General features: G+C 63.8%; 20 protein-coding genes. 8 read left to right on the plus strand and 12 right to left on the minus strand.

All coding sequences use genetic code 11. From position 1 onward, the window contains the following. Window positions 1-60: 60 nt before the first annotated feature. Window positions 61-435 carry a DUF2946 domain-containing protein gene (locus AC1DW2_RS28840; protein ID WP_175618088.1) on the minus strand — a complete coding sequence of 125 codons (375 nt, stop codon included), beginning with the start codon at window positions 433-435 and terminating at the stop codon, window positions 61-63. Between the two features lie 480 nt (window positions 436-915). Between AC1DW2_RS28840 and AC1DW2_RS28845 the strand changes: the two genes are divergently transcribed. The 4 genes from AC1DW2_RS28845 (at window position 916) to AC1DW2_RS28860 (ending at window position 5,032) form a co-directional block, all read left to right on the plus strand. Next, entirely contained in the window at window positions 916-1,320 is a 405-nt protein-coding gene (locus tag AC1DW2_RS28845) for a globin (protein WP_477007731.1), read from the plus strand. A 139-nt stretch (window positions 1,321-1,459) separates the two neighbouring features. Then, the gene (locus AC1DW2_RS28850; protein WP_477007732.1) at window positions 1,460-2,482 is read left to right on the plus strand and encodes a sugar ABC transporter substrate-binding protein; all 1,023 of its coding nucleotides are present in this window, start codon (window positions 1,460-1,462) and stop codon (window positions 2,480-2,482) included. A 6-nt stretch (window positions 2,483-2,488) separates the two neighbouring features. Beyond that, window positions 2,489-3,991 carry a sugar ABC transporter ATP-binding protein gene (locus AC1DW2_RS28855; RefSeq protein ID WP_477007733.1) on the plus strand — a complete coding sequence of 501 codons (1,503 nt, stop codon included), beginning with the start codon at window positions 2,489-2,491 and terminating at the stop codon, window positions 3,989-3,991. Window positions 3,992-4,003: 12 nt separating this feature from the next. Further along, window positions 4,004-5,032, plus strand: coding sequence for an ABC transporter permease (locus tag AC1DW2_RS28860; RefSeq protein WP_135213843.1), 1,029 nt, complete (start codon window positions 4,004-4,006; stop codon window positions 5,030-5,032). A gap of 249 nt (window positions 5,033-5,281) precedes the next feature. Here AC1DW2_RS28860 and AC1DW2_RS28865 read toward each other — a convergent pair whose 3' ends face one another. The 4 genes from AC1DW2_RS28865 to AC1DW2_RS28880 form a co-directional block, all read right to left on the minus strand. Then, a complete protein-coding gene (locus AC1DW2_RS28865; protein ID WP_477007734.1) occupies window positions 5,282-6,325 on the minus strand; it encodes a medium chain dehydrogenase/reductase family protein in 1,044 nt (347 codons plus the stop codon). 196 nt (window positions 6,326-6,521) lie between these two features. Continuing rightward, window positions 6,522-7,226 (minus strand): L-2-amino-thiazoline-4-carboxylic acid hydrolase, encoded by a 705-nt coding sequence (locus AC1DW2_RS28870; protein ID WP_477007735.1) that lies wholly within the window; start codon window positions 7,224-7,226, stop codon window positions 6,522-6,524. A 41-nt stretch (window positions 7,227-7,267) separates the two neighbouring features. Then, entirely contained in the window at window positions 7,268-7,654 is a 387-nt protein-coding gene (locus tag AC1DW2_RS28875; protein WP_135213844.1) for a RidA family protein, read from the minus strand. Window position 7,655: 1 nt separating this feature from the next. Next, window positions 7,656-8,633 (minus strand): VOC family protein, encoded by a 978-nt coding sequence (locus AC1DW2_RS28880; protein ID WP_477007736.1) that lies wholly within the window; start codon window positions 8,631-8,633, stop codon window positions 7,656-7,658. A 20-nt stretch (window positions 8,634-8,653) separates the two neighbouring features. Here AC1DW2_RS28880 and AC1DW2_RS28885 point away from each other — a divergent pair, with 20 nt between their 5' ends. Then, the gene (locus tag AC1DW2_RS28885; protein ID WP_135213845.1) at window positions 8,654-9,280 is read left to right on the plus strand and encodes a LysR family transcriptional regulator; all 627 of its coding nucleotides are present in this window, start codon (window positions 8,654-8,656) and stop codon (window positions 9,278-9,280) included. Window positions 9,281-9,388: 108 nt separating this feature from the next. On the opposite strand, the gene AC1DW2_RS28890 is transcribed toward AC1DW2_RS28885, so the two are convergent. Further along, the gene (locus tag AC1DW2_RS28890) at window positions 9,389-9,664 is read right to left on the minus strand and encodes a hypothetical protein (RefSeq protein ID WP_167767920.1); all 276 of its coding nucleotides are present in this window, start codon (window positions 9,662-9,664) and stop codon (window positions 9,389-9,391) included. 258 nt (window positions 9,665-9,922) lie between these two features. On the opposite strand from AC1DW2_RS28890, the gene AC1DW2_RS28895 reads away from it, so the two are divergent. Beyond that, on the plus strand, window positions 9,923-10,429 hold the full coding sequence (locus tag AC1DW2_RS28895; RefSeq protein WP_135217340.1) for a methyltransferase family protein: 507 nt from the start codon (window positions 9,923-9,925) through the stop codon (window positions 10,427-10,429). Window positions 10,430-11,488: 1,059 nt separating this feature from the next. Here the strand turns inward: AC1DW2_RS28895 and AC1DW2_RS28900 are convergent. The 6 genes from AC1DW2_RS28900 to AC1DW2_RS28925 form a co-directional block, all read right to left on the minus strand. Then, entirely contained in the window at window positions 11,489-11,707 is a 219-nt protein-coding gene (locus AC1DW2_RS28900) for a hypothetical protein (RefSeq protein WP_028149073.1), read from the minus strand. A gap of 207 nt (window positions 11,708-11,914) precedes the next feature. Further along, the gene (locus AC1DW2_RS28905) at window positions 11,915-12,967 is read right to left on the minus strand and encodes an ABC transporter ATP-binding protein (protein ID WP_135216795.1); all 1,053 of its coding nucleotides are present in this window, start codon (window positions 12,965-12,967) and stop codon (window positions 11,915-11,917) included. Next, the gene (locus tag AC1DW2_RS28910) at window positions 12,960-13,940 is read right to left on the minus strand and encodes an ABC transporter ATP-binding protein (protein ID WP_477007737.1); all 981 of its coding nucleotides are present in this window, start codon (window positions 13,938-13,940) and stop codon (window positions 12,960-12,962) included. Before AC1DW2_RS28910 ends, AC1DW2_RS28905 begins: the two co-directional genes overlap by 8 nt. Next, entirely contained in the window at window positions 13,937-14,758 is an 822-nt protein-coding gene (locus AC1DW2_RS28915; RefSeq protein WP_135216793.1) for an ABC transporter permease, read from the minus strand. The genes AC1DW2_RS28910 and AC1DW2_RS28915 overlap by 4 nt, the downstream gene beginning before the upstream one ends. Continuing rightward, window positions 14,755-15,678, minus strand: coding sequence for an ABC transporter permease (locus AC1DW2_RS28920; RefSeq protein WP_063982990.1), 924 nt, complete (start codon window positions 15,676-15,678; stop codon window positions 14,755-14,757). Before AC1DW2_RS28920 ends, AC1DW2_RS28915 begins: the two co-directional genes overlap by 4 nt. Before the next feature lie 60 nt (window positions 15,679-15,738). Then, window positions 15,739-17,328 (minus strand): ABC transporter substrate-binding protein, encoded by a 1,590-nt coding sequence (locus AC1DW2_RS28925; RefSeq protein ID WP_135216792.1) that lies wholly within the window; start codon window positions 17,326-17,328, stop codon window positions 15,739-15,741. 252 nt (window positions 17,329-17,580) lie between these two features. On the opposite strand from AC1DW2_RS28925, the gene AC1DW2_RS28930 reads away from it, so the two are divergent. Both AC1DW2_RS28930 and AC1DW2_RS28935 read left to right on the plus strand, forming a co-directional pair. After that, window positions 17,581-17,748 (plus strand): hypothetical protein, encoded by a 168-nt coding sequence (locus tag AC1DW2_RS28930; protein ID WP_244623428.1) that lies wholly within the window; start codon window positions 17,581-17,583, stop codon window positions 17,746-17,748. 216 nt (window positions 17,749-17,964) lie between these two features. Beyond that, complete coding sequence (locus AC1DW2_RS28935; protein ID WP_244623427.1) at window positions 17,965-18,456, plus strand: hypothetical protein; 492 nt, start codon at window positions 17,965-17,967, stop codon at window positions 18,454-18,456. Window positions 18,457-18,467: the final 11 nt, after the last annotated feature.

Genomic DNA, 18,467 nt, shown 5'->3' on the forward strand with positions numbered 1-18,467 from the left:
TCTCCGGCCATTCGACAGCATCGATCGCCAGCGGACGGACCGCGGCCATCACGAGGGTCGTCAGGAGAATTGAGGTGGTGCGCGCGCCTGGGCGCTTGTGCCCTTATGGATCGCGACGGCGGATACATCCGCCGCATGCCACACCACGCGCGCGGCGTGGCGGAAGGGAATGGCGAGTGCAACGTGCGGCGGCGAATCGAGCGATGCGCCTGCCTGCGCCAGGCAGCACAGCGCGCACGCGGCGCCATGTGCGGTCGGCGCGCCGGTCTGGTCGTCCAGACCGCCCTGCTCGCTGGCGCTGTGGCAGATGACGCCGGCAGACAACGGATCGGCCACGGCCTGGCCGGCCGCCAGACAGGCGGCAATCGGCGCCAGCACCTGCATCGCCAAAGCGAGCAGGACCAGGGGTAGGAATTTTTGCAGCCGTGCGCGCATCCGCCGAACCATTCGTTCGCCTACGAACTAAACACCTCGCCGCGACCTGAGTCGAGGTCAGTTCCGCCGGCTTCTTGGCCCAGCGCAAATTTCTCGAAAACTGTGCTCCTGCCGCCCCACGGGATGGGACGTCCGGCATTTGAGGCAGTCCGGCAACCCGCCCCGTCCACAGATTTCTTATATTTGTCATACAGTTACGGGGTGAACAGCCCGATCATTTCGTCAGCTGCTCTAATTTTGAACAATCGTTGCCGAAAATGATGACAAGTGAGAAAAGTTGATCTAGCATCCCTCTTGCTCAGGCTGGCCGCGAGGTCGAAGTCTGGTGGTCCAAGTCTCGGGAGGAGCCCCTGGCGCGCAAAACGCAGCGTCGCCCCGTCAATCAAGAGCAAATCTTAGAATCGGGGATAATAGGGTCGACACAATTTTCGAGCGGGGCTAGGGCCCCGCTCTTTTTTTGCCCGCATGGCTTCGATGCCGATGAGCGCTCCCTCTAATCCAATCGAAAACAGCTTCGAACTCGCGGCCTCGCGCTGCGCGGATCTCACGCCGCTCGTCTACCAGCGGCTGTTCGAACAGCATCCCGAAACGCAGACCATGTTCCGCTCGCAGGGCAGCGAGCTGGTGATGGGATCGATGCTTGCGCTGACGATCGAGGCAATCCTCGACTTCGCCGGTGAGCGTCGGGGCCATTTCAGGCTGATCGCCTGCGAGGTCGCCTCGCACGATGGCTACGGCACCCCGCGCGAGCTGTTCATCGCGTTCTTCGCCGTCATCAGGGATACGCTGCGCGACCTCCTTGGCGACGAATGGTCGCCGGAAATCGCACAGGCCTGGGACCAGCTGCTCGTCGAGATCGGCGCCTTCGCCACTATTCCGGCCTGACGCTTTGCGCTGCACCAACACGAGCTGCGGCGATCTCGCGATCGATTGCAGATTGAGTGGCAGGAACTCTTGTGAGAGACTTTCGGACATCGGTCGCGCAATCAATGACGCGCCGACGAAAATTTTATGGGAGCGAGCGATGTCCGGGACGAAAGATTTCTCGACGACGAGGCGCGATCTTCTTCAGGCGGCGGCGACCGCCGGCGCCGCGACTGCCCTTCTCGGCAGCATGGGCATGAACCCCGCCCTTGCAGCCGAGGTCGGACGATCCGAGAAGCCGCTGAAGGCGGCCTTCTCCAATGCGGGCCTCCAGGCCACCTGGTGCGCCCAGGGCAAGCAGGCGGCGGAATTCTGGGGCAAGCTGTTCAATGTCGAGGTGACCTGGTTCGACGGCCAGCTCGATGCGGTGAAGCAGCGCGCGGCGATCGACAACATGGCCTCGCAAAAGTGGGACTTCGTCGCGATCCAGGCCTTCGGTATCGGCACCCTCACCCAGCCCGTGCAGAAGATGATCGATGCCGGCACGCCGGTGATCGACATGGACACGCTGATTGCCCCGCTCGACCAGATTAACGTCCACTCTTTCCTTGCCCCCGACAACGAGTTCATGGGCGCCTCGGTGACGCAGGCGCTGTGCAACGCCATGGGCGGCAAAGGCAAGATCATCATGACGCAGGGCGCGCTCGGCCATACCGGCGCGCAAGGCCGGGCGAAGGGCTTCAACACCGTCGTCAAGCAGTTCCCGAACATCGAGGTGCTCGACACCCAGCCTGCCGACTGGGACGTGTCGAAAACCGCGCGCCTCTGGGAAACCTACCTGACCAAATATCCGCAGATCGACGCGGCGTTCTTCCACAATGACGACATGGCGCTCGCCGCCGCCAACATCATGAAGGCGCGCAATCGCACCAACATCCTGATCGGCGGCGTCGACGCGATGCCACCGGCGATCCAGGCGGTGAGCGAGGGCCGTATGTTCGCGACCGTGCGCAATCCGTCCTGCCGCATCCATGGCGGCGCGATCATCGCGGGCGTTTCCGCCGTGGTCGGCGGCGAGAAGAGCGGACAGGGCATTCCCAAGAACGTCGTCACCGACGGCCCGGTCGTGACCAAGGCCAACGCCGCCGGGATGCAGTGGATGCAGGATCACTTCCTGATCTGAGCCTCCATGCCTGAGGTTCGTTCGCCCATCCTGGAACTGCAAGGCATCACGAAGAGCTTCGGCGGCGTCGAGGCGCTTCGTGGTGTCGACTTCGCGCTTTCACCCGGTGAGATCCACGGTCTCGTCGGCGAGAACGGCGCCGGCAAAAGCACGCTGATGAAGATCATCGCCGGCGTGCACAGCGAATTCTCCGGCCGCTTCCTGATCGACGGGAAGGAGACGCATTTCCGCTCCGCCCGCGATGCGCACGCGGCCGGGATCGCCATGGTACATCAGGAGCTGAGCGTCGCCCCCGATCTCACGGTCGCCGAGAACGTGTTCCTGGGCAACAAGCCGACCAACCGGTTCGGCCTCGTGCAATGGCGGCGCATGGCGCGCGAGGCCGGCGAGCAGCTCGCCCGCTTCGGCATCGACGTCGATCCGATGTCCAGGCTCGGCGACCTCCCGATCGGGCTGCAGCAGCTGATCGAGATCGCCCGGGTKCTGTTCTCCGGCGCCCGCATTGTCATCCTGGACGAGCCGACCTCCGCCCTCTCCCCGCCCGAGGTCGAACGGCTGTTCGCGACGCTCCGGCGGCTGCGCGAGGAAGGCACTGCGATCGTCTTCATCTCGCATTTCATCGAGGACATCCTGCTCGTGTCCGACACGGTGACCGTGTTTCGCAACGGGCGGAAGGTCGCCGAGACCGCCGCGGCTGCGACCAGCAAGGGCGCGCTGATCGAGGCCATGATCGGCCGCGGCGGCGAAGCGCTCGAGCACAGCTATACCGATGACCTCATGCTGCCACGGCCGAGCGACAGCTCCGTGGTCCTGAAGGTCGACCAATTGTCGCTGGCCCGCAGCCTGAAGGACATCTCCTTCGAGGCGCGCGCCGGCGAGGTGCTCGGCATCTACGGGTTCATGGGCTGCGGCCAGCAGGAGCTGTCGCGCATCCTGTTCGGCAAGCTGAAGCCGGACGGCGGCACGCTCGCGGTCGAGGGCAAGCCAAAAACCTTCTCCAGCACGGCGGCGGCGCGGCGCGCCGGCGTGGCGCTGGTGCCGGAGAGCCGGCGCGCTATGCTGTTTCATCAGGAGCCGGTCTACAAGAACATCTCGATCAGTATTCTCGACCGCATCTCGTCGCTGCTGCTCAAGCCGGCGCAGGAGCGCGACATCGCCAAGCGCCAGGTCGAGCAGCTGCAGATCAGGCCGCCTGTGGTCGGCCTCGATCTCGGTATGCTCTCCGGCGGCAATCAGCAGAAGGTCGCGCTGGCAAAATGGCTGACCTATCCGCCGAAGCTGCTGGTGCTGTGCGAGCCGACCCGCGGCATGGATGTCGGCGCCAAGAACGACGTCATCAACATCGTCCGCGATCTCCGCGCCAAGGGGCTTGCGGTCATCGTGCTGTCGACCGAGCCCGAAACGGTGCTGTCGCTGGCCGACCGCATCCTCGTGCTCAAGCGCGGCGCATTGGTGCGGGAATTCAAGAACGAGCCGGTCAGCAAGGACCGCCTGCTGGAAGCGGCGTGACGGAGATGCACCATGGCGAGCAGTGAGACGGCTTTGGCGGCAGGTCAGCGGCCGCGCGGCGTTGCGCCCTTCCTGCGCTCGCAGATGCGCAACATCGCGCCGTTCCTCACCCTGATCTTCCTCTCCGCCTTCTTCGCCTTTGCCAGCCCCTCCTTCGCGACGTTGGACAATCTCGGCAACATCCTGACGCAGGTGTCGGTGACCGGCATCATCGCGGTCGGCCTCACCTTCGTGATCCTCTGCGCCGAGATCGACCTCTCGGTCGCCAGCATCGCCAACGTCACCGGCATCGCGGTCGCCTACTTCACGCTGCAGGAATCCTACGTCAACATCGCCAACATCCCCCTGCCCGGCGCGGTCGCGATCATCCTGTCGATCCTGCTCTGCGCGCTGCTCGGCCTCGTCAACGCGCTCGGCCTGACCGTGATCGGTATCCCCTCCTTCATCATGACGCTGGCGATGATGCAGATCGCGGCCGGCGTCTCGGCGCTGCTGGTGCGCGGCCAGATCGCCTACAAGGTGCCCGGCCTGATCACCACGCTCGGCTCGGGCTCGATCGGCGGCATCCCCTGGATCGTCATCGTCGCGGCCATCATGCTGCTTGGCGGCCATCTGGTGCTGACCTACACGCGCTTCGGCCGCTACGTCTACATGGTCGGCGGCAACCGCGAAGCGGCCGAATATTCCGGCCTCAACGTCAAGCTCATCCTCGGCGCCGTCATGGTGATCTCGGCGGTGTGCTCGGGCATCGGCGGCATGCTCGGCGTCGCCCATTTCGGCAGCGCGCAGCAGAACGAGTTCGACACTTATCTACTCGACTCCATCGCCGCCGTCGTCGTCGGCGGTACCAGCCTGTTCGGCGGCCGCGGCGGCATCGGCAACACCATCGTCGGGCTCTTCGTTCTCGGCGTCCTCAATAACGGCCTCGACCACGTCAACATCGACAGCTTCCTGAAGATCCTGATCCGCGGCCTGATCCTGCTGGCGGCGCTGGTCATCAACGTCTACGCGCAGCGGCTCAGGGAAAAAGCGGCGGAGTAGGCAGCCCTCAAAACAAAAACGCGAAAACAACCCCATGCACAGTACAAATCATTGAAGAATCCGGTTTCGATTGGCTTGAGTCTTTGTCGCAGAGAGGTTTGACACGTCGGGCAAAACAGGAGCACAACGTCGTCATGGCGCCGTGCCTTTAAGGCCGATGGGCTCAGGACCGCGACCCAAACTCCGTCATTGCGAGCGCAGCGAAGCAATCCAGGAATCTACCCGCGGATACATGTCTGGAGCGCCGTCTCAGGCGGCGCGCTGGTTGTGTCGCGACGAGAGGTCCGGGCACAGCACGAGCTTGCCCTCGAGGCCACCAGTCTCGAGGCGACGGTGAGCATCGGCGACCTCGTCGAAGGAGATCCGCTCGGCGATGCGCGGCCGGATGGCACCCGTGGCCAAAAGCCCGAACAGCCGCTCCAAGTCCTCCTTGAACCAGGTGGGATGTCGCGCCCGCATGGCATTTACCGAGTAGAACCGGGCCCGCTTGCCGCCGGGCAACAATCTCCACAGGTAAAGGCGCGCGATCTCCATCACGATAGGGAGCATGCGACGCTGCGCTTGCACGCTCGCCGAGAAACCGATGGCACAGAGCAGGCCGCCTGGCTTGAGCGCCGCGTATGAGCGGCGATAGCCGTCTTCGCCAACGCCGTCGACGATAACGTCGAACCCGCCCGGCAGGACCCGCGTGAAGTCCTCATGCTGGTAGTCGATCGGCGTTGCCCCTAGCTCTCGGACGAGCGCCATGTGCTCGCCGCGCGCGGTGCCCCACAGCTCGATGCCGGCCAGTCTCCCGAGCATGAGCAGCGCCTGGCCGACGGCGCCGGCGGCGCCGTGCACGAGCACGCGCTGGCCTCGCTGGACCCGGGCCGCGCGGTGCAGAAGCTGGTACGCGGTCGTCCAGCTCAAGATCAACGTGGCCGCCTCCGCCGCGTCTACGCCCTCCGGCACGCGGGCCACGTCGTTCGCCCGAAGCGTTCGATAGTCGGCGTTTGACCCGACCACCGTCATGTCGGCCACGCGGTCGCCAATCCGAAAGTCGTGCACGCCTTCACCGAGCTGGTCGATTGTCCCGACCACGTCGTAGCCCATTACGAACGGCGGCCGGAGGCTCATCGTTTGCGGGTATAGATGGCGCCTGATCAACACCTCGGTGTAGTTGAGGCTCGACGCAAGTACACGGACCCGCAGCTCGCCCCGGCTGGCGGTCGGCAAGGGAGCGTCGACCATCTCCAGCCTCTCGGGATCACCGAAGAGGCTGACTTGAACAACTCGATTGCGCGGCTCCATCATCGGCGATCTCCCTGCAATGTCGTGATCCAGCGCAAGGACGGGCACACTACCGCAACGACTTTGCATCGCCACGTCGGCAAGCACTGAGGATATGGCCGGCCTGAAGTTCTACCTTGATTTGGCTCAAGGCACGCGATGCGCAATTTGATCGCCACCGAGGCATAGCGGACTTTCGCGAGCCGTGAGCGCGGCCGATTTATGGGTTCACGGCCTCATCCGGCGGGAGCCGCGAGAAGCGGAAATTGCAGTGGCTCGCGCCGCCCGCCAATGTTTGTGTGCGCTCCAGGCGGATGCCGCGCGCTGCGTAGGCGACGAAATCGAGGCCGCAGATATTCGGCAGGATGTCCTTGTCCCCGTGGCGCGCTGCGAGCTTGCAGAAGCCGCAGGCCTTGTAGTTGATGCCGAATTCGAATCTGTCTTGCGGACCCGGCTCTACGAAATCGTAGACGAAGTCTTCCGGAAACTCTTCCTGATGAGCTTTTGCGACGCTCCTTGCCGCCTGCTCGCGCAGCAAGGCCTGGTTCTCCGGCGACATGAATTGCCGCCCCGAGGCGAGACGCTCCGCCTCGGGCGCAGTCAGCAATTGCGCCTTGTAGGTGTCTCGCTCGATCTCGCCAATCACAGGTGCCGGCACGCCATGTCGGCGCAGCACCCGGCTGATGGCCATAAAACCCATGAGGCGCATGAAGAAATCGCTCATGCGGCTTGCCGCGCCGCCGACATAGGGCATCTGGGTGAGGACAATCTCGAATTCGTCCATCACCTCCCGCCTGATCCCGTCGATGTCGGTGAGATCAGTGCGCTCGCGCAGCATCGCTTCGGCGAGGTCGAGCCGCTCGCGCATGGCGGCCTCCATTGCGTTCCGATGCGTCTGGTAGAAGGGATGGATCATCTCAGCCATTGGACACCTGACGGCTCATTGCAAGGTTGGCGAAGCCGGCTTCATTCCGCGGCGATCGCCTCGATCTCCAGCAGCCATTTGCTGTCAACGGTCTCGACGACCACGACCGTCAGCGCCGGTCGATGCTCGCCGAGCGCCTTGCTGCGAATGGTGCGGTTGGTCACGACTTGAGTCCGGTCAGTCAGGAACGTGGTGACCTTGACCAGATGCTCGACGCCAAGCCCCGCGGCGGCGAGCACCTCGATCACGTTGCGCCAGGCCTGCGCGCATTGCGCCTCGAAACCTTCGGGCACGGTGCCGTCGGTTTTCTCGGGCACCTGGCCGCTGACGAACAACAGGCGGCGATGCTGCGTCAATTCAAGTCCCATGCTGTAACCGCCGGCGGGAGGATGGACCGTTGCGGGATTGTGGTTGACGATGTGAGCCATGTCAGTTTGCCTCCTGTTCGACGAATTCGAGCGCCAGACCATGCGCGGTGGCGGGTGGCACCAACAGCACGGCACCGGTCATCGCGAAGCCGACGCCGTTGTGTTTCAGTGTTCGCCCTGTCGCATCCAGATCAGCGACCGCCAGACGCGCCGCGCAAAAGCGCGGCGAAGCGCTGTTCGCGAGGCCCGGTAACCGGCGCGCCAGCTCGGACGGGCCAAGCAAGGTGATATGATTGCCGCGCTCACCAATCGTCAGCCGCCCCGGCGCAAGCTCGGCCGTGCCTTCCGTGAGGCACTCGAGGAAATCGCGATGCGCCGCCGGCTCCGCCGCCGACATCACCACCTCGACCACGCGGAGCGCGCCGTTGGGATGACGCTGATACTGCGCCTTCCAGAACAGTTCCGGCGGGTGACGCTGCTGGCAGGTGAAGAACGCGATCCCGGGCATGGCGGGATCGGTGGCAAAGGCCAGCGAAAACGCGACGCGCGCCGTGCCTCCGCCCGGGAGCACCGCGTCGCGGCCGAAATCGAACGGCGCATAGTCGCCGATGCGGTCGGCCCTAAAACGCACTGCATCGGCATGGGCGTCGGTGCTGTGCAAGACCAGCATCGACATTCCCTCGGCGGTCGCAAGAAAATCGCGGTTGTGGGCCGCGAAGCTGAAATGGCCCGGCGTGGCTGGCGGCACCAACGCATTGTCGGTGACGGCCAGCAACTCCAGAAAATTGTCGGCGAACTGCGCCAGGCGGTTGCTGGTTCCGAACGGATGCACACCGGTCGGCGTGAGGTTGAAGCCGAGCCGCTGCCAATCCAGCGCGGCCTGTTCCAGATCGCGGACGCAAATGACGAGATGATCTAAACGACGGGGCATGGGGGGTCTCCGGATTGCGGGCCGACCGTATCCGGCGATGACGGCGCCGATCAAAGCATTGTTGCTGCGGTTCAGCGCAAGAAAATCTATTGCAAGGCCAAGGCCCATCGGTGTCAAACTGCGGTGCGATGACCTACGCCCTTCCCCCGCTCAACGCGCTCCGCGCTTTTGAGGCCGCCGCCCGGCATCTCAGCTTCAAGCTGGCCGCGCACGAGCTGCACGTGACACCTGCCGCCGTGGGACAGCAGGTGAAGGCGCTGGAGGCACGCCTCGGCGTGCAGCTGTTCGAGCGGCTGCATAAGCAACTCATTCTCACCGCGGCCGGTCAGGCCTATCTGCCCGGGGTCTCCGAAGGTTTTCGCCACATTGCGGAGGCGACCTCGCAATTGAAGCCGGCGGGCGCGGTGCTGCTGCAGTTGGGGGTCCATGGCAGCTTCGACCTGCGCCGGCTCGAATTGGCGGAGTTTCGCAGCGCGCATGCGGAGATCGGTTTGCGGGTGCTGCAGCCGGCCGGCCTGCACGAGTTGGTCGAGGGCAAGGTCGAGCTGCTGATCGCCCGCGGTCTCGGCCGCTATCCGGGCTATCGCTGCGACCGGGTCAATGAGGGATCAGGCCTCGGTGATTGGCTGATCGCGCCTGAAGGCACCGCGGATTGCCCCGAGATCGTCAGCTTCCGCGACTGGCTGCGCGCCCTGCCAGCCGAGAACCCGCTCGCAAACCGCCGCCCGCGTCTGGTCGGCATCAGCGGAAGCTAAGGCGACCGTGAGGCATGGCTTGAGCCCTCGCCGCTAGGACGTTTGAGACGTCGGGCAAAACACCGGCACAAGTCCATCATGGCGCTGGTCCCGTAGAGACCACCGAGCTCACGGCAGCGGTTCGACCTTCGCCGCCATATCGGGAACCCGCGTGATCTTATACATGGCGTTGCTGCATCTAAGAACCCAAACGTCGCGATCAGGTCGAGACGCCTTCGTGTTCTTCTTTGCGCCGAGTGGCTTTTCGCAAGTGAAGCCTTGCGTGCGTATCTGGGCCGCAAGCATTCCCTGAACGGTTTCGGCCGGAATCTGCTGCGCCCGCACTTGCGGAGCAAATAGAATAAAAACGAAGGCAAGTAGTAATGATCCAGATGCTCTGTGCATGATTTCAACCCTTGAAGCAGCCGCCCCGCAAGTTCGAACATCGCACTATAGCAGAAACACCGGTGTTGTCCGCGCCGGGCCTTCCGCGCCGTAGCGCGCTAGCTGCACTCATTGTCAGGACAACGAGCGCGGATTGGTAGCAATTTGCCCGAAAGCAGACCTATTGTGCTCAGTTCAAGCTTTGTCGTTCATGACCCAAGGCGGACCTGACGCGCTCCCGGTGCGGTGTGTTAAAATAGCAGGGAACGGATCGTGTCTATGCCAAGAACTGCTGCTGTCATCGGCACCGCCATCTTCTTCGTGTTCGCGCCCTGCGTGGTGGCTGGGGTGGTCCCGTGGTGGATTTCACGCTGGGAGTTCAGGTTGCCGTTTCTCGGCGTCGAGCTCACGCGCTTCGTCGGCGCCGCGCTAATTCTTGCCGGCTTAGCCGGGCTCGTGGATTCATTCGCGCGTTTCGCACTGCAGGGGCTCGGCACGCCGGCGCCGATCGCCCCGACCCAACATCTCGTCGTTACCGGCCTCTATCGCTATGTGCGCAATCCAATCTACGTGGCGGTCGCCGCCGTCATTTTCGGCCAGGCGCTCCTGTTCGGCGATTGGGGGCTGTTCGCCTACGGCGCAGTCGTCTGGCTCGCCTTCCACCTTTTTGTCGTGGGCTACGAAGAGCCGACGCTAAAAAGGTCATTCGGCGCGGAATACGAAGCGTTCTGCATCAATGTGCCGCGTTGGATCCCGCGCCTAACTGCGTGGCGAGGCGGTCGGTAGCTGCCGTAGCGCATGACCTCGGCGCTGATTTTTGATGAGCTTCTCGAAGGCTCCTCAACAAAGTTTGTCTGCAATTGGGCCCATCAGCGAAGTGGCGGCACGCCTCATTGAGGTCCGATCAAATAGGGCATAGCGGACTGAATTTGCTCAGGTTGAGTTTTTCGTAGTTTGACCCAGAGCGGTCATCAGCCGCCGTATTCGGGCGAAGTTGATATAGATCAACCTTGATGATGTGCATAGTCGATACCGCAAAATGTTGCTTGCAGTCTCTTCGGTAGGAATGAGCCGCAAAGGATAGTCAGTCGTTCAATCATTGACACATAAGGAGACGCGCAAATGAGGAAGCTTGCTTCGGTAGGATTGATCGCCGCGGCCATGTTCGCTAGTCCGGCCATGGCCGCGTGGTACGACCAAAACGGCGCAGCCGTCCATCCGTCCCGCGTTGTTCACTGCATCCGGGCGCCAGACGTTGGCAGTTTTGCCGGAGGGCCGTTCAATAAGCCTCCCTGCGAACCGGCAAGCTGGCGTAGGTCGGCGTGGCGCGACAAAACCGGTGCAGTCGTCCCCACCTCTAACGTCGTTCACTGTGTCCGGGCTCCAGACGTTGGCAGTTATGCCGGAGGTCCGTTTAATAAGCCTCCCTGCGAACCGGCAACCTGGCGCTGAGGCGAGCGGCAAGATGCCGCCAACGTTCCCTGCGAAGCGAACGTTCGATGTCGGGACGGTTGGTTGACGCTGCGCGCTGGTGCCAAAATCACAGAGCGTAGACAAGTAGACAAAGAGAGCAACTGGCCGCCTGCGAGTGGCCAGTTCTCGCTTTACATCCGCGTTCACTGGGCGAGAGCAATATCCTCGATGGTCAGTGGAGACCGCCGTTTGTCAAGCGAATACAATCGGGCAGTTAACTACGGCGTCCGCAACGCGGTTCCGAGATGCGAACGGACGATATATCGAACGTCGGTTGTTGGCCCTTAACGGACCTATGGACGCTGTCGTGGATTTGTCTGCTGCTGACCCAGCTGAGACATCGGCGCGGGGCCTCTGTCCCGCGTTTTGTGTTTAGGACCACGGCGGCTCTTCGCTCTTCCCGACCGCCTCGTGGTGGGTCGTGACACCCGCCGAACGCAAGCCGGTCAGCAATACGGTTCTCACAGAGGCCGGATCGAATCCAATATCCTTGGCGTTTGGTGGATGTGCTTCGCTGCCCTTCAACCGGAGCGCCAAGTGCAATTGCTCGCAAAGGTGCCGAACGACGAGATTGACCTGATCGTCAGTCATGATCTGCCTTTCCTGCTACATTTTGCTACCCAACCATGTAGCACACATGAAAATAGGGCGGTACGCGATTGGACCGCGCCAAGGATCAACCCCAGGCGATTGCCCATGGGCGGATCCCAAAAATCGTCCGCCTGTCAGGACAAACCGGACGTGGCTAGCGGGCCGCTGGAGCGACGCTTTTGACCGCGACGGACGCGCCTTCCATCCCTAGGGATGCCCGCCCTCGGTCGAAGCCAATTGCGTCTGCCCCGCAATCTCGTCAGCCCGCCAGCACCTCACCTCATGTCCATCGGCGCGCGTTTCCAGCACCGGACCGGGCTCGTGGCGACACACGGCCTCCGCGTACCGGCAACGCGGGCTGAAGGCGCATCCGTTCGGCGGATTGAGCGGATTGGGAAGGTCGCCCCCCGTCGTTGCTAGCGGCGCATGACGCAGCGGATCGGGGATGGCGGCGATCAGGGCCTGCGTGTAGGGGTGCGCCGGCCGTTCGAAGATTTCGCGCCAGTGGCCATTCTCGACGATCCGGCCGAGATACATGACGGCGACGCGGTCGCTCATGTGCTCGACGACGCCGAGGTCGTGGCTGATCATGATGTAGGAAAGACCGAGCGTGTCCTTCAATTCCAGCAGCAGGTTGATGATCTGGGCGCGGATCGAGACGTCGAGCGCCGATACCGGCTCGTCGCAGATGACGATCCTGGGATTGAGGATCAGGGCGCGCGCAATCCCGATGCGCTGGCGCTGGCCGCCGGAGAATTCATGCGGATAGCGGTCGGCCTGTTCCGGCCGCAGGCCGACATGCCGCAGCATCGTCGCAACGCGGTCCTCGATCTCGCTTTTTGCGGTCACACCATGCACACGCAGGGGATCTTCCAGCGTGCGGCGGACGGTCTGGCGTGGGTTGAGCGAGGCGTAGGGATCCTGAAAGACGATCTGCACGGTGCGGGCAAGCGACTTTCGGTCGCCGGATTGCCTGTTCGTCACCACCTGCCCGTCCAGCACGATGCGACCGCGCGTCGGCGTCAACAGACCCAGGATCGACAATGCGACCGTCGACTTGCCCGAGCCGGACTCGCCGACAAGGCCGAGGCATTCGCCTCGTCTCAGCCTGAGATCGACTCCGTCGACGGCACGGAGCACCCGCCGGCCGCGGCCGAGCCAGCCGCCCCCCATCGGAAAATGAACCGCGAGATCCTCGATGCTGAGAATGAGGTCGTCGTCCGGCCTCGCTTCCCCCTGCATGGCTTGCGGCTCATGCATGGTGGTAACACCGGACGAAACCGCCGGCCTCCAGCAAATCCGTCTGCGGCGCAACCGTGCGGCAGATCTCGGTGGCCTGCGTACAGCGCGGATTGAACCGGCAGCCATCCGGGAAATTCGTGATGGCTGGAACCACGCCCGCGATCTCCTTGAGCCTGGTGCGGCCAAGCGCGGCCCGACTGCCCAGCCGCGGCAGCGAGGCGACCAGGCCCTGCGTATAGGGATGCGAAGGCGCCCGGAAAATATCGGCGGAGCCGCGCTCCTCGACGATGCGGCCGGCATACATGACGGCGACACGGCGGCAGACATTGGCCACGAGGCCGAGATCGTGGCTGATCATCAGGATCGCCGTCCCCCTCTCGGCGCACAGATTGCGCATCAGCTCGATGATTTCGGCCTGCACGGTCACGTCGAGCGCGGTGGTCGGTTCGTCGGCGATCAGGAGGTCCGGACCGCATGCGAGGGCGATGGCGATCATGACGCGCTGACGCACGCCGCCGGACAGCTGGTGCGGGTAATCGTTGACGCGCCGCTCCGGTGCGGGGACGCGGACGCTCGCCAGCGCCTCGACCGCGAGCTGGTTGGCTTCCCGCCAGCTCTTGCCCTTGTGCAGCACGAACATCTCGGCGATCTGCCGCCCCACCGGCGAGACCGGGTTCAGCGCCGTCATCGGCTCCTGGAAGATCATGGCGATGCGATTGCCGCGCAGCTCCCGCTGCCTGGCCGCGGAAAGGTGCTGGATCTCCCGTCCCTCAAACCGGATGACGCCGCCGCCGATGGACAACGGCTGCCGCAACAGGCCGATCAAGGCGAGCGCCGTGATGCTCTTGCCGCAGCCGGATTCGCCGACCAGCCCGAATGTCTCGCCGCGATCGATCCGGAATGAAATGCCCTCGGCCGCCGCAACGCGCCTTGCTCCGTCGTCGAGATCGATGCGCAAATCCTCGACTTCAATCAGCGGCGCGCCGGTCATGTCCGCCGGCTCCGCGACTGGGGATCGAGAATGTCACGCAGGCCGTCGCCGAGCAGGTTCAGGCCGAGCACCGTCAGGAAGATGGCAAGGCCCGGAAACACCGAGAGCCACGGCGCCGTCGTGATCTGGTCGCGGGCGTCCGACAACATGCTGCCCCAGCTCGGAAAGGGCGGGCGGACGCCGAGGCCGAGGAACGACAATGCGGCTTCCGACAGGACCGCGCTGCCCATGCCCAGCGTGCCGATGACGACGATGGGGCCGAGCATGTTCGGCAGCAGCTGCGTGATCATGATCCGCAGATCGCCGTAGCCGAGCACGGTTGCCGCCTGGACATAGCCCTGGCTCCGGAGCGACAGCGCCGACGCGCGGGCGATCCGGCACGTGAAGGACCAGTTGGTCAGGCCGAGCGCGATCAGCAGGCTCGTGAGGCCGGGGCCAAGCACCGCCATGATGGCGAGCGCGAAGATCAGCGAGGGGATCGCGAGCATCAGATTGGTCAGGCCGTTGACGAAATCGTCCCACCAGCCGCCCCAATAGCCCGCGCTCAAGCCGAGCGCGACGCCGATGACGCTGTTGATGAGCTGCGAGACGATGCCAACGGTCAGCGAGACGCGGGCGCCGTAGACGACGCGGGAATAGATGTCGCGGCCCTGGTCGTCGGTGCCGAACCACCAGGTCCAGCTCGGAGGCTCCTCCGCGTTCATGAGGTTAGCGTCGAGGACGGGATCGGTGTGCGCCAGCCAGGGCGCGAGCAGGCCGACCAGGATCGCAAGCGCGAACAGCGCGCCGCCGATGATGAGATTGGCGCGGAGCTTCATGCGTATCTGATCCTGGGATCGATCACGCCGTAGAGCACGTCGATCAGCAGATTGATCGCGAGAAAGGCCAGCACCACCACGAGAATGGAGCCTTGGACGGCGGGAATGTCACGCTGGAGCACGCTGTCGACCAGCAGCGAACCGATGCCCGGCCAGGAGAACAGTTTCTCGACCACGACCGCCTGCCCCATCAACCCGCCGAACTGAAGGCCGACGGTGGTGAGAATGATGACGAGCGCATTGCGCATCACATGCCACTTCACGACACGCGTCTCGCTCATGCCCTTCGAGCGCGCGGTGCGGACGAAATCAGCGGTCATGATCTCGAGGACCGCAGCGCGCGTCGTGCGGGCAAATAGCGCCATCGGCGAGACGCCAAGCGTCACGGCCGGCAGAAGCAGATATTTCAGCCCTCCATCGCCATAGCCGAAGCTCGGCAGCCAGCCGAGCTTCAACGCAAACAGATACATCAGCACCAATCCGAGCCAGAATTTGGCAATGGAAAGGCCCGACACCGCCAGCACCATGGCAAGCGTATCGACGATGCCCCCGGGTTTTAGCGCTGCGATGAAACCAAGGGGAACACCGATCAAAATCGCAAACGTCATGGCCGTGAAGATGAGCTGCAGCGTCGGCCAGGCCCGTTTGGCGATCATGGTCGTGACAGGCTCGCGGGTCCGGAACGAGGTGCCGAAGTCACCGGTCGCGAGCTTGGCGATGTAGGCGCCGAAACGCCAATAGAGGGGATCGTCGAGGCCGAGCTGCTTCTTCATGCGCAGCTCGACCTGGGGATCGCTGTCGTCGCTCATGCTCGAGACAATGCTGCCGGGAACGACGCTGAACAGCACGAAGACCAGCAGCACGACAGCGAGCACGGTCGGAATGGTTTGCAGAAGACGGCGGAGCAGGAACGAGAGCATCCAGGCTTTTCCTCTCTCCCCCCACCGCTCGTCGCGATGGAGGGAGCGCGAGAGCGCGTGTCACTTCGCGGGCGAGGTCTCGCCGACCCAGAGGTCTTCGACGTTCTGATGGGTCAGCTCCGTCGCATTGAGCTGAACGCCCTTGAGCCACGGCTGCACCGCCATGACCGCCTTGTTGTAGTTGAAGAACCAGACCGGCGCTTCCTCATAGAGCAGCGCATTGGCCTTTTGCAGCAGCTCGGTGCGCTTTGCGGGATCGTCGGCCTGCCCTGCCGCATCGATCAGCTTGTCGAAGTCGGCATTCTTGTAGTTCATGTAGTTGCAGGCCGGCTGCGGCGTCGAGGAGTGGAAGCATTTGAGCGCGGCCAGGGGATCCGGGCCGGTCGCCTGGGAATAGATGAAGGCCTGGTAGTCGCCGCTGCGCACCACCTCGGCCAGCACCGCGGTTTCGACCTGCTTGACCTTCGCCTTGATGCCGACCTTGTCCAGCATCGGGATCACGGCCGAGACGATCGGCAGGCCCCAGCTTTCATTCTGGCTGGTGGTCCATTCGAACTCGAAGCCCTGCGGATAGCCGGCCTCCGCGAGCAGCTGCTTGGCCTTGGCGGGATCGTAGGGGTAAGGCTTCATCGCCTTGTCGTAGGCTGGAGATGTCAACGGCAGCCAGCTGGTGGCGCGATAGGCTTTGCCCTTGACCAGCTTGCTGATGATCAGGTCGGTATCGATCGCGTAGTTGATCGCCTGCCGGACGCGCTTGTCGGTGAACGGCTTGAACGAGGGATTCATGCCCATATAGCGCGTGAAGACCTCGGCGACTTCGACGATGGTGCCCTTGAGGTCGGCGTCCGACTGATAGGCGACATACTGGGCGGGCCCGAGCACCGAGGTGTCGATCTCCTTGTTGCGGAAGGCGACATCGCGCGCCGCGGCCTCACCCATGATCGACACGATGACCTTGTCGGCGTAGGGCTTGCCGGGCTTGTAGAACCGGTCCCACCGCTCCAGAACGATGCGCGATCCCGGCACGTGCTCGACGAATTTGAAGGGCCCGAGACCGATCGGCTTCTGGATAAAGCTCTCCTTGGCGGCCTCGTCGGCGGGATAGATCGAGGTCAGCGCGGTGAAGAAATAGAAGCCCGGATCGACTTTCTCGGTCAGCTTCATCTCGAGGGTGAAGTCGTCGATCTTCTTCAGGCCGGAGATCTCCTTGGCCTGGCCCTTCTCGACCGCGGCCGCGCCCTCGATCACACGAACAAAACGCGCGCCGGGATAGGCCTTGGTGCCGTCCATGATGCGGTTGTAGGACCAGATGACGTCGTCGGCGGTCATCTTGCGGCCGTTGTGGAAATAGGCGTCGTCGCGCAGCTTGAAGGTGTGAACGAGACCGCCGCCCGAGACCACGTCCTCCTTGGCGAGCTCCAGAACCGGCTTGCCCTCCGCGGAATTCCAGATGTAGAGCGACCGGTGCAGCGCCTTGGCGTAGATCTCGTCCTGGGCGCGCTGCGTGGTGTGAATATCGAGGCTCGTGAAACTCGAACCGTAGGGCGCCGTCATGCGGATGGTTCCGCCCTTGCGCGGCGCCTGGGCCTCCGCCGAGGTGGCGAGCGCCAGCCCCAAACCAGCGACGATCGCGATCATCCTGAACATCATGTGTCCCCCAACAACGCAGGTATTCCGATTAGGGATTTGATCATTCGTAGCCCGTCGAACGCAAGCTTCGTTTTGATGGCGACGGGTTCCGGAACGCGGCGCTCGCGAGACCCTCGGAGGCCAGGTTGCGTCCCAAGCGGTGCAAGCCGCCGATTGCGGTGCATCATGAGCGACCAAGAGCAGTGAACATTTTTCGTGATCAACGCGACCAAGCTCAGGATCGTTATCTGAGCCCCAGGGATCGCGGAAAAAATGAATCGCCGAACGCTAGGTATCTTGCTCGCGGGCGGACTGCTCGCCGCCACGGCCGTGCTGGCAAGCCCGGTCGCGGCCAGCCTCGGCAGGTACAGCGAGGCGGACAGCATCCGGTTCAGCTGGAGTCGCACCACCGGCGTGAACGACTATCTTGACGAAACGTGATGGGCGGTCCGGGGCCATGACACTCCGGATAATTTCGTCGAACGACTGCTGAGCATCCCCGTCAGAGCGGTCGCACGGGGCGCAGGTGCGGGCTTCGAAGCCAGGGTTTCCCAGGGCACCGGCCTGCCACTGCCCGAGAGCTGGAGCATCGCTACGGCGAAGAATTCGCCGTTCATCACGTCGGTCTACGCCGAGACCCCGCGCGATCTCGCGGCTGTGCTCGGCTTCTATCGCGCCGAGCTCGGCAAGCGTGGCTGGATCGAGACGGTGGTCGAACCGGACCGGGCCGTGATCACCTTCACGACGGCCCGTGGTCCGGTCCTGCTCCGGCTTTCCCGTCAGGACGACAGGACAATCGCCGAACTTTCGCTGCGCAAGCCGGGTATCGCGGATGCCGGCCTCCTGCCGAGGCCGAGGCAGGCAAAGCTGATGCTCGGCAACAAGTCGGACGAGGCGGCGGTCATCACCGTCGCCGACCAAACCGTCAAGCTGGCGGCGCACGCCGGCGAGAAACTGGCGCACTCCGACTCCGCCGCAGCCGAAATACCGGACAGCCAAAAGATCGATCTGCCGCCCGGCAAGTACAAGGTCACCCTCAAGGTCGAGGGCGGCACGGTCCAGATCCGGGAGTTCGAGGTCGCGGCCAACGAGACCTGGGGCCTGCTGGCCGGCACGGACGGCGTCCTGCTGCCGATGCGGCTTTATTGAAGCGCATCGGC

This window comes from Bradyrhizobium sp. P3_C3, from assembly GCF_056402655.1.